Raw genomic sequence first — 15,936 nt, 5'->3', positions numbered from 1 at the left:
CCTCACTCTGGGTAGTGGACTGAGTGGGCAGATAAGTCGTACGAACGGGGGCGGCGTTGATGGAAGCGGAGCGGCTCATCGCGCTTGGCCGGCACGGGCTGGCCGAGAGCGGAACGGCGCAGGACATCGTGGCGGAGGCCTGGCAGGCGCAGGCGCTCGCCCAGGCGATAGGGAACCAGCTGGCGCTCTGCGGACCGCAGGAGTTGCGCGGCGAGGCGCGGGGGCTGAGCGAGATCGGGGAGTACCCGGCGTGGGGCGCCGGTGGGCCGCGTGCGGCCCAGCTGACCGAAGTGGCGGACCCACGGGGGGCGTTGACCGCGCTCGGGGAGCTGCTCGGGGAGGTCGGCATCGCGCTGGTCGGCGTGGCCTGTGCCACGGATGACGAGGGGCTCTACTGGCAGTGCATCGAGGCCATCGACGCCGCCGACGAGTCGAGCGACCGGGTCCGCGGGATGTTGCGGCGCCTGGCCGTGCGGGACGGGGAGCGGGCCCGCCCGCCCGACCCCGCCCGAGGCCGCGCGGGCCCCGGCCGGGGCCGCTGGTGAACGGCGTGGGGCGCTCGGTGCGTCCCGAAGCCCTCCGCCGGATGGCCCGCCCGTGGATCGGCGGCCTGCGCAACCCCCGCCTGCGAGACCCCCGTCGGAACTCTCCCGTCCGGGTGCGGGGGCGTTCTAGCGTGGTTGTCATGACCTCGTACAGGTTTTGGCGGGCGCCCTTGCTCGCCCTCGCGGCCGCCCTGTTGCTCGTTCCCCAGGCAGCCGTGGCGCAGGACCCCGTGGAACCCGCGGACTCGGCGCCCCCTGTGCGGGTGGCGACACCGGACCGGCCCTCGTACGACGTGGTGCTGCGTGCCGACGACGACGGCTCGCGCTGGACCGGTCGCCAGACGGTCTCCTTCCGTAACGCCTCCCGCACTCCGCTGAGTTCGGTCGACGTACGGCTGTGGGGCAACGGCACCGAGGGCTGCGGAGCCCCCGACAGCCCGTCCCCGGTCCGGGTGAGCGGGGTCGCCGGAGGCACCCCACGACCGCTCGACGTGGACTGCACCGCGCTGCGGATCGACCTTCCCGCGCCGCTGCCGTACGGGGCGCGGGCGAGCGTCTCCTTCGACGTCGCGATCAGCGTCCCGGACCGGATCCACCGCTTCGGCAAGGACGGCGCGTACCGCTACCTGGGCAACGCGCTGCCCCTGCTCGCCGTGCGCGACGCGCAGGGCCGGCACCTCGATCCGGACGTCGGCTTCGGCGAGAGCTTCCACACCCTGACCGGTGACTTCCGGGTCGTCCTCGACCATCCCAGCGAGCTCGTCGTGCCCGCGACCGGCACCACCACCCGACGCGCGGGCGCACCCGGCCGCGCGATCAGCACCAGTGTCGCGCGGGGTGTACGGGACTTCGCGTGGGCGGCGGGTCCCTTCGGTTCGAAGACGGTGACCAGTCCCGGCGGGATCCGGCTGAACGCGTACTGGACCGCCACCACGCCCCCCGAAGGCGTCGCGAAAGCTCTGCGGGAAGGCGCCGGCTCCGTCGACGAGTTCGGGAAGCGGTTCGGGCGCTACCCGTACGGAGAGCTCGACCTCGTCATGAGCGACCACCTCGACGACTTCGGCAGCATGGAGTTCCCGGGACTCGTCCTGCTGTGGACCGAAGCGGAGGAGTCGGGCGCCGTCCACGAGATAGCCCACCAGTGGTTCTACGGCATCGTCGGCAACGACCAGTTCGCCGCGCCCTGGCTGGACGAGTCCTTCGCCCAGTACGCGACGCTGCTGTACTACCGGGAGGACACCGCCACCTGCTGGGAGGACCAGGGGCAGTGGCCCGGCGACGAGGCCGCCCTCACCCGGTCCATGGCCTACTACGCGGACGGCCACCGTTCGGAGTACGGGGCGGTCGTCTACAGACGTGGCTCCTGCGCCCTGCACGATCTGGAACGTGCCCTGGGCGGCCCCGCGATGGCGCGCATGCTGCGCGGCTACGTACGGGACCACTGGCTGGGGGTCGCCACCACCGCGGACTTCAAGCGCGCGGCACAGGCGGCGACGGCGAAGGACCTCGGCCCGTTCTGGACGGAGCACAGGATCCACTGAGCGCCCGGCCGGGGCCGGACAGCCCTTAGAACCGGTGGGGCTCGTGCCCGTCACGGTCGGCACGGTCCGGACCGGCACGGTCCGGGTCGAGGCGGTCGGGGTCGAGGCGGTCAGACGTGGACTGGAGGTCGGCGTCCAGCTGGGTCAGGTCGGCGGAGAGCGCCGCCATCAGTTCCTCCATCTGCTGGAGCAGGCCCTTGGGGGCGCCGGCGCCCTTCTGCTCGGGCACGGACTGCGGCACCGGCTGCTGGGGGACGGCCTGCTCCGGCGCGGCTTCCTGGGACATGGGGGCCTCCTCGGCCCGGACCCCGCCGCCGAGGACGGGGCCGCGAGAGAGAGCGACGCACCGGCAGCGGCCGCCGGCGCGCGGGCCGGGCGGTCCGGCTCCGCCCGAGCCAACGACGGGTGCCGGGCCCCGGTCACTGGCCGGGGCGGACGCGGCCCGCCAGGGGGCGGGATATTCACCCGACCGGGCCGGGGCGCACAAGGAGCTGACGGAGAGGTTGACGCGCACCCGACGGTGCAGGATGGAGGTATGGATCTCCGCATCTTCACCGAACCCCAGCAGGGGGCCGACTACGACACCCTCCTCGCGGTGGCACGGGCCACCGAGGAGCTCGGATTCGACGCCTTCTTCCGGTCCGACCACTACCTCAGCATGGGTTCCGCCGACGGGCTGCCCGGGCCGACGGACGCCTGGATCACCCTGGCCGGGCTCGCCCGGGAGACCAAGCGGATCCGCCTCGGCACCCTGATGACGGCCGGGACCTTCCGGCTCCCGGGTGTCCTCGCGATCCAGGTCGCCCAGGTGGACCGGATGTCCGGCGGGCGGGTCGAACTCGGGCTCGGCGCGGGCTGGTTCGAGGAGGAGCACAAGGCCTACGGCATTCCGTTCCCGAAGGAGCGGTTCGGCCGCCTGGAGGAGCAGCTGGCGATCGTCACCGGTCTGTGGGAGACCGGGATCGGCAAGACCTTCACCTTCGAGGGGGAGTTCTATCAGCTCAGCGACTCCCCGGCGCTGCCCAAGCCCGCCCAGGACAGGATCCCGGTGCTGATCGGCGGGCACGGCGCGAGCCGTACGCCCCGCCTGGCCGCGCGGTACGCGGACGAGTTCAACATCCCGTTCGCCTCCGTGGAGGACAGCGAGCGCCAGTTCGGCCGGGTCCGGGCCGCGGCGGAGGAGGCCGGGCGGGCGCCCGACGACCTGGTGTACTCCAACGCGCTGGTCGTCTGCGTCGGCAAGGACGACGCAGAGGTGGCCCGCCGGGCCGCCGCCATCGGGCGGGACGTGGACGAGCTGAAGGCGAACGGTCTCGCGGGTTCGCCCGCCGAGGTCGTCGACAAGATCGGGCGGTACGCGGCGATCGGTGCCTCCCGGGTCTACCTCCAGGTCCTCGACCTGGACGACCTGGACCACCTGGAGCTGATCTCCGCGCAGGTCCAGTCGCAGCTGGGATGAGCGGGGTGATCCGATGAAGCCGGTCCGTACGCTCGCCGAGGCCCTCGGCGCGGGGGTGCTCGTGCTCGACGGCGGGCTCTCCAACCAGCTGGAGGCCCAGGGCTGCGACCTCTCGGACGCGCTCTGGTCCGCGCGGCTCCTGGCCGACGGCCCCGAGCAGATCGAGGCGGCGCACGCGGCGTACGTACGGGCAGGTGCCCGGGTCCTCATCACCTCCAGCTACCAGGCCACCTTCGAGGGCTTCGCCCGGCGGGGCGTGGACCGGGAGGAGGCGGCGCGGCTCCTCGCGCGGAGCGTGGAGCTCGCCCGGACCGCTGCGGCGGTCGTGCGGGAGGAGGTGTGGGTCGCCGGGTCCGTGGGGCCGTACGGCGCGATGCTCGCGGACGGCAGCGAGTACCGGGGGCGGTACGGGCTGTCCGTACGGGAACTGGAGGCGTTCCACCGGCCCCGGATCGAGGTGCTCGCGGCGGCGGAGCCGGACGTCCTGGCCCTTGAGACCGTTCCGGACGTCGAGGAGGCGGAGGCGCTGCTGCGGGCGGCGGACCGGTGCGGGGTGCCCGTGTGGCTGTCCTACACGGTCGAGGGCGGGCGGACCCGGGCCGGGCAGGACCTGGCGGAGGCTTTCGCGGTGGCCGCGGGGAACGACCGGGTCGTCGCCGTCGGGGTCAACTGCTGCGATCCGGCGGATGCGGGGCCCGCGGTGGAGCTGGCCGCCGCCGTGACCGGGAAACCGGCCGTGGTCTACCCCAACAGCGGCGAGCGCTGGGACGCCCGCGCGAGGGGCTGGCGCGGCGACATCGCCTTCGACCCGTCCCTCGCCGGCGGCTGGGCCGCGTCCGGCGCCCGGCTCATCGGCGGCTGCTGCCGGGTCGGCCCGGAGAGGATCACCGCCCTTGCCGCCACCCTTGACGCCCCCTGGTCCGGCGACCCGGCCCGGCACGCCGACCGGCAGGACTGAGCCCCGTCCGAGTGGGCCCGGCCTCGCGGAAAATGCCTGGTCGGGAGGGCAGCGGCGAACCATACTCGGAAGTGTGTTCCTGACGATCAGTACGACCGGCAACCCGGAGCGTCCCGCGACCGATCTCGGCTTTCTGCTGCACAAGCATCCCGAGCGGGCGCAGGCGTTCTCGACTTCGCACGGCACGGCGCACGTCCTCTACCCCGAGGCGAGCGCCGAGCGGTGCACGGCGGCACTTCTCCTGGAGGTGGACCCCGTGGCGCTGGTGCGCCGCGGCAAGGGCAAGGGCCGGGGCGGTGCCCCGGACTCCGCGCTCGCGCAGTACGTGAACGACCGGCCCTACGCGGCGTCCTCGCTGCTCGCCGTCGCGCTCGCCACGGTCTTCAAGACGGCGCTGCACGGCGACTGCAAGGCGATGCCCGAGCGGGCCGCGGCGCCGCTGCCGCTGCGTGTCGAGGTCCCCGTGCTGCCCGCCAGGGGCGGTGCCGAGCTGGTGCGCAAGCTGTTCGGGCCGCTGGGCTGGGACACGGTGGACGCCGAGCCGGTGGCACTGGACGGGCGGTTCCCCGAGTGGGGTGACTCCCGCTACGTACGCCTGGTTCTGGAGGGCGAGCTGCGGCTCGCCGACGCCCTCAACCACCTCTACGTACTGCTGCCCGTGCTCGACGACGCCAAGCACTACTGGGTCGCGCCCGACGAGGTCGACAAGCTGCTGCGCGCCGGCGACGGCTGGCTCGCCGGTCACCCCGAGCGGAAGCTGATCACGGCACGCTACCTCTCCCGCCGCTGGGGCCTGGCCCGTGAGGCGACGGAGCGGCTCGAACTCGTACGGCTCGCCGAGGCCGAGGGCCTGGACGTCGACGCCGTCGACAACGCGGTCGACGAGTCGACCGACACCGAGGAGCGGCCCGTGCCGCTCGCCGAGCAGCGCCGGGAGGCGATCCTCGCAGCCCTGGCCGCGGCCGAGGCGAGCCGGGTCCTCGATCTGGGCTGTGGCCAGGGCCAGTTGGTACAGGCGCTGCTCAAGGACACCCGATACACGGAGATCGTCGGTGTCGACGTGTCCGTCCGAGCCCTGACCGTCGCCGCGCGCAGGCTGCGGCTGGATCGGATGGGGGAGCGGCAGGCGGCCCGGGTGAAACTGCTGCAGGGCTCGCTCGCGTACACCGACAAGCGGCTGACCGGCTACGACGCGGCCGTGCTCAGCGAGGTCATCGAGCACCTGGACCTGCCGAGGCTGCCGGCCCTGGAGTACGCGGTGTTCGGCTCGGCCCGGCCGCGTACGGTCCTCGTGACCACGCCGAACGTCGAGTACAACGTGCGCTGGGAATCGCTGCCCGCCGGTCACGTCCGGCACGGCGACCACCGCTTCGAATGGACCCGCGAGGAGTTCCGGAGCTGGGCGGCCTCGGTCGCCGAGCGGTACGGGTACGACGTCGGGTTCACCCCTGTCGGCCCGGACGACCCGGAGGTCGGCCCGCCCACCCAGTTGGCCGTCTTCAGCCGCACCCCGGACCCGGCCACGGAGAAGACCCGCACCCCCGCCCTGACGGCCGAGAAGACCCGCACCCCCGCCGCGGCCACCGAGAAGACCCGCACCCCCGCCGCGGCCACCGAGAAGACCCGCACCCCCGACCTGACCACGGAGAAGGAGGAACAGGCATGACCACCGAAACCGTGTCCCCGGCCACCACCACCCCGGCCCGCCGGCTGCCCGTCACCGACCTGTCCCTCGTGGTGCTCGTCGGCGCCACCGGCTCCGGCAAGTCCACCTTCGCCCGGCGCCACTTCAAGCCGACCGAGATCGTGTCCTCCGACTTCTGCCGGGGGCTCGTCGCCGACGACGAGAACGACCAGTCCGCGAGCAAGGACGCCTTCGACGTCCTCCACTACATCGTGGGCAAGCGCCTCGCGGCGGGTCGCCTCGCCGTCGTCGACGCCACCAACGTGCAGCAGGAGGCGCGCCGTCAGCTCGTCCAGCTCGCCCGGTCGTACGACGTGCTGCCCATCGCGATCGTCCTCGACCTGCCCGAGGAGGTGTGCCGCAGCCGGAACGCCACGCGTCCCGACCGCGCGGACATGCCCGCGCACGTCATCCAGCGGCACCGCCGCGAGCTGCGCCGTTCGCTGCGCGGTCTGGAGCGCGAGGGCTTCCGCAAGGTCCACGTGCTGAAGTCCGTCGAGGAGGTCGACGCGGCCGAGGTCGTCCTGGAGCGCCGGTTCAACGACCTGCGCCACCTCACCGGACCCTTCGACATCATCGGTGACATCCACGGCTGCCGCTCCGAGCTGGAGACCCTGCTCGCGAAGCTCGGCTACGTCGACGGGCACCACCCCGAAGGGCGCACGGCGGTCTTCGTCGGCGACCTCGTCGACCGGGGCCCCGACTCGCCGGGCGTCCTGCGCCGGGTGATGGCGATGGTCGCCTCGGGCGACGCCCTGTGCGTGCCCGGGAACCACGAGAACAAGCTGGGCCGCTGGCTCAAGGGCCGGAAGGTGCAGGAGACCCACGGACTGGCCGAGACCATCGAACAGTTGGGGCACGAGAGCGAGGAGTTCCGGGCCGAGGTCGGGACGTTCATCGAGGGCCTCGTCAGCCATTACGTCCTCGACGGCGGCAACCTCGTCGTCTGCCACGCCGGTCTGCCGGAGAAGTACCACGGCCGGACGTCGGGGCGGGTGCGCTCGCACGCGCTGTACGGGGACACCACCGGCGAGACCGACGAGTTCGGGCTGCCGGTGCGCTACCCGTGGGCGGAGGAGTACCGGGGGCGGGCCACCGTCGTCTACGGCCACACCCCCGTGCCCAGCACCTCCTGGATCAACAACACCCTCTGCCTCGACACCGGCGCCGTCTTCGGCGGCAAGATGACCGCGCTGCGCTGGCCCGAGCGCGAACTCGTCGACGTACCGGCCGAGCGCGTCTGGTACGAGCCGGCCCGGCCGCTCGCGACCGAGGCTCCCGGCGGGCACCAGGGTCGTCCCCTGGACCTGGCGGACGTGCACGGACGCCGGATCGTGGAGACCCGGCACCTCGGCAACGTCGCCGTGCGCGAGGAGAACGCGGCGGCGGCCCTGGAAGTGATGAGCCGGTTCGCGGTCGACCCGCGGCTGCTCGCCTACCTCCCGCCGACGATGGCGCCCACGGCGACATCGAAGGAGGACGGCTACCTGGAGCACCCGGCCGAGGCCTTCGCCCACTACCGGGCCGACGGGGTCGAACGGGTCGTGTGCGAGGAGAAGCACATGGGATCCCGGGCGGTGGCCCTGGTCTGCCGGGACGCCCGGGCCGCCCGCGAACGCTTCGGCATCGAGGGCGAGGGGGTGACGGGCGCGCTGCACACCCGTACCGGGCGGCCCTTCTTCGACGACGTGGCCGTCACCGAGCAGGTCCTCGACCGGCTGCGCACCGCGATCGGCGCCGCCGGGCTCTGGGACGAGCTCGACACGGACTGGCTGCTCCTCGACGGCGAGCTGATGCCGTGGTCGCTCAAGTCGGCCGGGCTGCTCCGCGCGCAGTACGCGGCGGTCGGAGCGGCCTCGGGCGCCGTCTTCCCCGCAGCGATCTCCGCGCTCGAACAGGCGGTGGCGCGCGGGGTCGAGGGGATCGACGGGCTGCTCGGGAAGCAGCGGGAGCGGGCGGTGGACGCGGAGGCGTTCACCGAGGCGTACCGCAGGTACTGCTGGCCGACCGAGGGCCTGGAGGGGGTGCGGTTCGCGCCCTTCCAGCTCCTGGGCGCGCGCGGACGGTCGCTTGCGGCCGTACCGCACGACGAACAGCTCGCCTGGCTCGACCGGCTCGTGGAGCACGACCCGACCGGGCTGCTCCAGGTCACCCGCCGGCTCGTCGTCGACACCGGCGACGAGGCCTCGGTCCGGGCCGGCGTCGACTGGTGGCTGGACATGACCGGCGCGGGCGGCGAGGGCATGGTCGTCAAGCCGCTGGCCGCGCTCGTCCGTGACGCCAAGGGCCGACTCGGCCAGCCCGGCGTCAAGGTGCGTGGTCGGGAGTACCTCCGGATCATCTACGGCCCCGAGTACACCCGGCCGGAGAACCTGGAGCGGCTGCGGCAGCGCTTCCTCGGCCACAAGCGGTCGCTGGCACTGCGCGAGTACGCCCTCGGCCTCGAAGCCCTCGACCGTCTCGCGGAGGGGGAGCCGCTGTGGCGGGTCCACGAGGCCGTGTTCGCGGTCCTGGCACTGGAATCGGAGCCGGTGGACCCGCGACTGTGAGGTGCTGAGGTGCTGAGGTGCTGAGGTGCTGAGGTGCTGAGGCCGTGATGCCCTGAGTGCCGGAGCCCAGAGGGCAGTGATGCCCCGAAGGCCCGACGCCTGAGGTCGCGATGCCTTGATGCCCTGAGGCCCTCGCGGAGACTCTGCCCGGGACCGGGTGGGGCCTTCGCGGGGGCCTCGCGCGTGCGCGCGGCCCGGCCCCTGCCTGTGCCCTGCCTGTCCGAGGCCTCTGTGAGCCTTCCGGGCGCCTCCGGGGCCTTCGCGGGGTCTCCCCGGCACCTCGCGTCGGCTTCGCCCCGCGTTCGCCCCGCTTCCGTGAAGGCTTTGCGTGGTCTTCGGGAGGTTTTCGCGTGGACTTCGCACCGCCTTGACGGGGGCGCAGAGGCGCCGGGTCCGGCGCTCCCCTGCGCCCCCCGTGCCCGTTGTCGCGTTTCTTCCGCACCCTCTAGCGTTCTTCACCCCATGACGTGACACAGCGTCAACAGTGTGACGTGGCAGGTCACATGGGGTGGGAACACACACGCGAATGCGCCGGTCGATCACCGGCGAGCGGTCTTCCCCGGACGGCCCGGGGACGGTACGGGGGTGAGCGGGCGGTGAGTCTCTTCGGCCAGGACCGCTCCTTCCTCCACGCCCTCCCGGCGGCCGACCGGAGGTTCCTGCTCGCCGAGGGGGCCCGGCGCGTCTACGAACCGGGGGAGGTGATGATCCGCGAACGCGACACCACCGCCTTCGTCCTCGCGCTCCTCTCCGGCTGGGCCGTCGTCTCCGTCGGCACCGAGCGCGGATCGCGACTCATCCTCGCCCTCAGGGGCGCCGGCGAGGTCGTCGGCGACCTCGCCGCCGTCGACCGGCGCCCGCGCAGCGCCAGTGTCACCGCGCTCGGCAGGGTCGAGGCGGTGGCCATCTCGGGTGACCGGTTCCGGCGTTTCCTCGCCGCCCGGCCGCACGCCACCTCGCTGATCATGCGCCAGCTCGCCACCCGGCTGCGCAGCGCCGACGTCGAGCGCCGCGCGCTCGCCTCGGAGACCGTCCTCCAGCGCCTCGCGGCCCGCCTCGTCGAACTCGCCGAGCGCGCCGGACGGCGGGCCGACGCCGGGACCGTACTCGAACTTCCGCTGCCCCAGCACGACCTGGCGGCGGCCATCGGAGCGACCCGGGAGGCGGTCGCCAAGGCGCTGCGCCTGCTGCGGGAGCAGGACGTGGTCCGCACCGCGAACCGCACCGTCATCGTGATCGACATGCGGGTCCTGGTGCTGCTCGCGGAGGGGCGCGCGCGCCCCGGCGGAGAACCGGCGGACGAATCTCCGCCGGATGTGTAAACGGCTACATCGCAGGTCGCGGAACGCGGCCAGTCTGGACACGCACCACCACGGCACCAACGGCACCAGGGCGACACACAGGGAGTCCGAGAGTGAGCAGTGCGGGAGTGAACGGGGAAGTGGGCGGAGAAGTGGGCGGCATCCACCGGTTCGTCGTCTTCGGCGACATCTGCGGCTCCGGGACGCTCGAACTGGCCGAGAAGAAACACCAGCGGGCGGCGATGTACGCAGCCTTCGACGACGCGTACAGCTCCGTCGGCGTCGAGCCCGGGACCTACCACCAGGAGGACCGGGGGGACGGCATCCTCGCCGCCCTGCGCCCGGACGTGCCGCCGACCCTCATGGTCGGACGGTGGATCGACACCCTGTACGAGAGCCTGCGCACCCACAACCAGGGTCGGACCCGGCCGCTGCGGCTGCGGATCGGAATGAACGCGGGGCTCGTGGTCCAGGACCGGCACGGGCTCGTCGGACGGGCGGTGGACCTGGCTGCCCGGCTCTGCGACAGCCCCCCGGCCAAGCGGATCATGAACGAGACCCCGGAGATCGCCCTCCTGGTCGTCGTCTCCGACTGGCTGTTCGTGAACGTGGTCGCCGAGGGCGGGCGGTACGTCGAGCCGGACCACTACCGGTCGGCACGCATCCGGTCCAAGGAGACCGACGAGGCCGCCTGGTTCCACGTACCGCGCAGGCCCGAGCCGCCGCTGATCGGGCCCGACGGGGAGCTGCCGCCCGAGGGGGAGGGGGAGCCGGCGGCCGCGGGGGAGCGGCCGCCGGTGGCGGCGGCACGGACCGGCGTTGGGCCGTCGCGGGGGGACGGCCCAACGCCCCGGCCCGTGGGCGGGAGCCGTACGTACCACGTCGGGGGTGACCTTCTCGACGTCCACGGCAACACCATCCACGGGGGCTTCACCGGAATCCGCAAGGACTCCGGATCCAGGACGGATTCCGGATCCAGGACCGATTCCGGTTCGGACTCGGGTTCGGGTTCCAGCTCCGGCTCCGGCTCCAGCTCCGGCTCCGGTTCGGGGGCGGGTGAGTCGAAGTGAGCGACCAGGACGACGCCTCGCCGCAGAACGACGGTCCGGACGCCGGGCAGGGACACGGCGGCGACCGGGCGGACGCACACGACCGGGGCTCCGACCGCGGTTCCGACCGGGGTTCGGATCGTGGCTCGGATCGCGGCTCCGATCGTGGATCGGATCGTGGTTCCGACCGAGGCGACCGGGAAGGCGACCGGGCCGGCGGGTCCGAGCGTGCCGACGGCGCCGAGCAGCCCCGCGAGCCGAGCGTCTTCGCGGCCGCCGACCGGGGGCCCCTCGGCGGCGAGAGCGACACCGGCGGCGCCGCCACCGCCCGCCGAGCCGTCCGCACCTGGGCGGGCGCCGCGGCCGACCGCCTCACCACCATCCACGGCGACGGCACCGTCTTCGAGGGCAACCAGATCTTCGCCCTGTACGGCTCCGACCGCACGTCGCACTTCGTCCAGGGACCCGTCCCGCCCGAGACGCTCGACCACCTCGGCCGGGTGTACTGCGCGACCGCCGGCTACCGCCGGATGCGGGACCGGCTCCGCGACCACCGGGTCCTCGTCCTGTGCGGCGAACCCGGCAGCGGCCGCAAGGCCACCGCGCTCGCCCTCCTCGACGAGCTGACCGGCGGCAAGGTCTTCCGCCTCGACCCGCGCCACGGCGTCGACGAGATCACCGAGGAGGTCCTCCAGGAGAGCGGCGGCCACCTCCTCGAACTGCTCACCGAGGACGTACGCGCCGAGAGCGAACCGCGCGCCTCCCGCTCCGGCCGGGGCGACCACACCACCGTCACCCGCCGTTCCGTCACGCGCCTCTCCGAGCTGCACCTGGACCGCTTCGGCGATCTGCTGCGCGGGCGGGACGCGTACGGGGTCGTCCTCGTCGAGAACGGAGAACTCGCCGACCGGCTGCTGCGCGGCCGGTACGGGATGTACTGCCCCCCGCCCCCCGCCGACGAGGTCCTCCACCGCCACCTCTGGAACCAGCTGCGCACCGAGTCCGACGACGCCCTCGGCGATGCGCGGGCGCGCGGCGCACGGCGGGACGTCGTCGACGCCCTCGGCCTGGAGGAGCTGCGGCCGCGCGAGGCGGCCCGGCTCGCCGACCATCTGGCCCGGCACTGGCGCGGCGAGGTGACGGACGAGCAACTCCTCAGCGAATGTGCCTCGTTCGTACGCTCCCAGGCCCGCGAGTGGTTCGCGGGCGCCGACCGTCCGGGCGCGCTCCCCGAGGCGCTCCCGGCCCTGAACGCCGGGGCGTTCCGTATCGCGGTCGCCGTCTTCAACGGCTCCGCGTACAGCCTCGCCGCCGAGGCCGCCGAACTCCTCGCCTGGGAACTCGCGGTCACCCTCGACCCCGAACACGCCCCGGGCCGACGCCTGTTCGGGACGCACGCCGAGCACCGGCCGGTGCAGGCCCGGGCCGTCCTGGAGGACGGCGAGCTGGACCTCGGTCCGGCCAAGGTGCCGGTGCGCGCCGTCCGCTTCCAGGGCGAGGCCCTCGCCGGAGCCGTCCTCGGCGAGATCTGGCACGGCTACCACAACGTCCGCGGCCCGGTGGCCCGTTGGCTGCGCTCCCTGTGTGACGACCCGCGCTCCGAGGTGTGGGTGCGGGCCTCCGTCGCGGCCGGCGTGCTCTGCTCCTGGGACTGGATCCACGGCTTCCGCGAGCTGGTGGTGCCGCTCGCCGCGACGGACGATCCGGTCGCCCGGATGGCCGCCGCCACCGCGCTCGCCGAGTCCGCGCGCGACCCGCGCGTCCGGCCCGCCGTCGCCGACGTGCTCAAGAACTGGGCCGGGTCCGACGACGACATGCTCGTCAGGACCGCCCTGCTCACCCACGGCTACGTGCTGGCCGCCGGGAGCGTCTCCGGTTCCCTCGACGCGCTCGCCCGGGTCGTCAGGACCCGCGAGGCGACCGACATCGGGGTCCTCGTGCCCGCCTCCTTCAGTGTGGCGCGGCTGCTCGCCTCCGGCGAACCCGTGCCCGTGCTCCGGCGGCTCCGGCAGTGGCTGGAGGACGGTCGGCTCAACCTCGCCAACCTGGTCCACCTCGCCGTCATCCGGGCCCTGAGCACCCGCACCACCCATCTGTGGGGGCTGCGGGAGGTCCCCGAACTCGACGGGCACGCGGCCCGCCCGCTGCTGATCGCCCTGCTGGCGACCCGGCCCGAGCTCGCCGCCGAACTGGCGGTGCTGCTGCGGCAGACGCTCGCCACGGCCCGCTCGGGGGAGGCCGCCCTGGAGGCGCTCGGCGGGATGCTCCGGCGGGCCGCGAAGGATCCGGAGTCGCTCGGGCACGTCTGCGCCTTCCTGCCGCGGCTCGCGGTGGACCGCCGTGACCGGGACCGGCTCAGGGGCCTGCTGAACGAACTGGTCCGGGACCGTGACCGGCCCCTGGACAGAGGCGCGGCGCGCCGGATGTGGGACGCCGTGACGGAAGGAGCGAACCGATGACCGGGCCCGAGCAGAACAGGAACGGGCGGCCTGACGAGCGGACGCGCTGGATCGACCGGGACCGCGACGACCGCGGCGGCCAGGGCGGGGGACGGGACGAACGTGCCCGTGACGGGCGGCCGCAGGACGAGCGGGCACGAGCCGGCCGTGACCGGGACGCCCGGGAGCGGCAGCGGTACACGGGCCAGCCGGTCGACGGTCAGCCGGTCGACGGTCAGCCGGGCGGCGGACAGCGGGGCGACGGTCAGCGGGGCGGCGGACAGCGGTACGGCGGGCAGCGGTACGACGGACAGAACGGCGGTGGCCGGCACGCCGGTGGCCGCGACGACGACGAGGACCTGGACATGGACCCGGACGAGGACCTGGACCGAGAGCAGGAACAGGGGCAGGGGAACGCGCGCGCAGGGGGACAGGGCGGGCGGTGGGGCGGGGAGGCGGGCCGCGGTGCCGGGTCGGGGTCCGGCGCGGGCACGCGCCCGCGCGGTCCGCTGATCGCCGAGTACGCGCCCCCGTACCGCCACCGGAGCGGCCGGGTCGCAGCCGTGCTCCTCTACCGCAACGGTGGCCACCGGGTGGTCTGGCCGGACCGTAGGGAGGACGTGAACAAGCCCATGTTCGGCTCCCCTTACACCGTCTTCGAGGTGCAACTCGGGCGCAACAGCACCGAGTTCAGGCTCCAGTTGCCGGCCGCCGGGGACGGCGTCTTCTTCGATGCCGTCGTCACGGTCCACTGGGAGGTGACCGACCCGCACCTCGTCGTGCAGGAACAGGTCGAGGACGTCGCCGCGTTGCTGCACGACGAGCTCCTCGACCGACTGCGCAGGCTCTCCCGGCGGTTCCGGATCACCGAGGCGCAGCGCGCCGACGAGGCCGTCCGGGAGGAGCTGAGCGCCGGACGCCTCAGGTTCGGCGAGGACGTCGGGCTGCGGACCCGGGTCTACGTCTTCATCGACCTCGACGACTCCGTCAAGGCCGAGGTCTCGCGCCGGGACAAGATCGGCGTCACCATGGAGGCCGACGCGCGCGTCGCCGAGGCGGAACGGCGCAGGGACGCCGCCGACCGGGCCCTGGTCGCCGACCGCGCCCGCGAGATGGAGACCCTCTTCCGGCGCGGCGACCTCGCCCAGATCGCCCACCACATGGCGATGAACCCCGACAAGCAGTGGGAGATCCGCACCCAGCTCCAGCGGGAGCGGCGCGAGGGCCAGGAGGACTACCTGGCCGTCTTCAACCGGCTCCTCGACACCGGAGTCCTCGAACGGCACGACATCGGCGAGCAGATGTACCAGGTGCTCATGTACCTGCGGACCCAGACCGGCACCGTCATCGACGGCATCACCGACCGGGTCCTCAACCCCTCGGGCGGCACCCCGCCGGCCCGCCTCGCCCTGGAGAACGGGGTGCCGGAGCCGAGCCGGCCCGAGTGGTACGAGGAAGCGGAACCCCAGGACGCTCCCGACGACCCCCGGGTCTACGAGCCGACCCGCGTCGAGTCCGGCTCCGAGCGGGAACGCGAGCGGGGGAGGGCGCGCGAGCGGGGCCGCGACGGCGACGACCGGAACCGGGGCCGCTCGCGGGGCCGTCACGACGACGGCTTCGACGACGGGCCCGACCGGTACGAGGACGCGGACGGGTACGGGCGGAACGACGCGTACGGCCGGAACGACGCGTACGAGCGGAACGAACGGTACGACCGGTACGACCGCGAGGACCCCTACGACAGTGACGAACGGCCCGACCGGCCCCGGCGGTCCTCCCGCCCCGCCCGCCCGGCCAGGCCCAGCTCCGAATTCGACGACTGGGACGACGCATGACCACCGCCCCGGGGCCCGCGCCGGACTCCGGTCCGCCTTCCGGTCCGGACCGGTCCCGCACCACCGCGCCCGCGCAGGCATCCGCGCCCGCACCCACTCCCGTACCCGCCGAAGAGCTCAGGTTCATGGCCGAGCGGCTGCTCGCCACCGTCCGCGAGGACATCGGCCGGGCCGACACCAAGGCCGCGATCCTGCTCTCCGGCGCCCTCGCCTTCCTCGCAGTCGTCTTCTCCGGGGACCGGGCCCCGTGGCCCGACTCCGGAGCCGGGCTCGTCCTCCTGCTCGTCGCCGGAGCGCTCTGGACGGCCGGCGTCCTGATGCTCGTCTCGGTGGTGCTGCCCCGCACGCGGATAGGAGCCGACCGCACGTTCCTGCGCGAGCTGACGGCCGGGCCGTCGGAGACGGCGCTGCGTGAGCGGCTCGCCGCCCCCGGCGCGGACGCCACCGGCTGGCTCCTCGAACAGGCCAGCGTGCACGGCCTCGTGCTCGCGGCGAAGTACCGGTGGCTGCGCCTGGGCGTCTCCGCGCTCGCGCTCGGCGCCCTCCTGGCCCTCTTCAGCGAACTGTGGTGAGAGAG

12 protein-coding genes are annotated in these 15,936 nt (G+C 73.7%); 11 read left to right on the top strand and 1 reads right to left on the bottom strand.

The window, feature by feature from the left end:
- Positions 1 to 59 precede the first annotated feature (59 nt).
- Positions 60 to 545, top strand: coding sequence for a DUF6099 family protein (locus OG259_RS10795; protein ID WP_328942083.1), 486 nt, complete (start codon positions 60 to 62; stop codon positions 543 to 545).
- A gap of 140 nt (positions 546 to 685) precedes the next feature.
- A complete protein-coding gene (locus tag OG259_RS10790; RefSeq protein WP_328942082.1) occupies positions 686 to 2,086 on the top strand; it encodes a M1 family metallopeptidase in 1,401 nt (466 codons plus the stop codon).
- A 25-nt stretch (positions 2,087 to 2,111) separates the two neighbouring features.
- On the opposite strand, the gene OG259_RS10785 is transcribed toward OG259_RS10790, so the two are convergent.
- A complete protein-coding gene (locus OG259_RS10785) occupies positions 2,112 to 2,372 on the bottom strand; it encodes a hypothetical protein (protein WP_328942081.1) in 261 nt (86 codons plus the stop codon).
- Positions 2,373 to 2,621: 249 nt separating this feature from the next.
- On the opposite strand from OG259_RS10785, the gene OG259_RS10780 reads away from it, so the two are divergent.
- The 9 genes from OG259_RS10780 to OG259_RS10740 all read left to right on the top strand — a co-directional run bounded on the left by OG259_RS10780 (position 2,622) and on the right by OG259_RS10740 (position 15,931).
- Positions 2,622 to 3,545 carry an LLM class F420-dependent oxidoreductase gene (locus OG259_RS10780; RefSeq protein WP_328942080.1) on the top strand — a complete coding sequence of 308 codons (924 nt, stop codon included), beginning with the start codon at positions 2,622 to 2,624 and terminating at the stop codon, positions 3,543 to 3,545.
- 13 nt (positions 3,546 to 3,558) lie between these two features.
- Complete coding sequence (gene mmuM / locus OG259_RS10775; protein ID WP_328942079.1) at positions 3,559 to 4,503, top strand: homocysteine S-methyltransferase; 945 nt, start codon at positions 3,559 to 3,561, stop codon at positions 4,501 to 4,503.
- 73 nt (positions 4,504 to 4,576) lie between these two features.
- Positions 4,577 to 6,169 carry a 3' terminal RNA ribose 2'-O-methyltransferase Hen1 gene (locus OG259_RS10770; RefSeq protein WP_328942078.1) on the top strand — a complete coding sequence of 531 codons (1,593 nt, stop codon included), beginning with the start codon at positions 4,577 to 4,579 and terminating at the stop codon, positions 6,167 to 6,169.
- On the top strand, positions 6,166 to 8,736 hold the full coding sequence (locus tag OG259_RS10765) for a polynucleotide kinase-phosphatase (protein WP_328942077.1): 2,571 nt from the start codon (positions 6,166 to 6,168) through the stop codon (positions 8,734 to 8,736). The genes OG259_RS10770 and OG259_RS10765 overlap by 4 nt, the downstream gene beginning before the upstream one ends.
- A 596-nt stretch (positions 8,737 to 9,332) precedes the next feature.
- The gene (locus tag OG259_RS10760) at positions 9,333 to 10,058 is read left to right on the top strand and encodes a Crp/Fnr family transcriptional regulator (RefSeq protein WP_266897819.1); all 726 of its coding nucleotides are present in this window, start codon (positions 9,333 to 9,335) and stop codon (positions 10,056 to 10,058) included.
- A gap of 92 nt (positions 10,059 to 10,150) precedes the next feature.
- Complete coding sequence (locus OG259_RS10755) at positions 10,151 to 11,107, top strand: hypothetical protein (protein ID WP_328942076.1); 957 nt, start codon at positions 10,151 to 10,153, stop codon at positions 11,105 to 11,107.
- Complete coding sequence (locus OG259_RS10750; RefSeq protein ID WP_328942075.1) at positions 11,104 to 13,545, top strand: hypothetical protein; 2,442 nt, start codon at positions 11,104 to 11,106, stop codon at positions 13,543 to 13,545. Before OG259_RS10755 ends, OG259_RS10750 begins: the two co-directional genes overlap by 4 nt.
- The gene (locus tag OG259_RS10745; protein ID WP_328942074.1) at positions 13,542 to 15,359 is read left to right on the top strand and encodes a hypothetical protein; all 1,818 of its coding nucleotides are present in this window, start codon (positions 13,542 to 13,544) and stop codon (positions 15,357 to 15,359) included. The genes OG259_RS10750 and OG259_RS10745 overlap by 4 nt, the downstream gene beginning before the upstream one ends.
- A complete protein-coding gene (locus OG259_RS10740; protein ID WP_328942073.1) occupies positions 15,356 to 15,931 on the top strand; it encodes a Pycsar system effector family protein in 576 nt (191 codons plus the stop codon). The genes OG259_RS10745 and OG259_RS10740 overlap by 4 nt, the downstream gene beginning before the upstream one ends.
- The last annotated feature ends 5 nt before the right edge of the window (positions 15,932 to 15,936 follow it).

The organism is Streptomyces sp. NBC_00250, from assembly GCF_036192275.1.
Taxonomy (GTDB): domain Bacteria; phylum Actinomycetota; class Actinomycetes; order Streptomycetales; family Streptomycetaceae; genus Streptomyces.
Note: the sequence above shows the minus strand (reverse complement) of the source record. Positions and strands in the feature narration are given on the sequence as shown.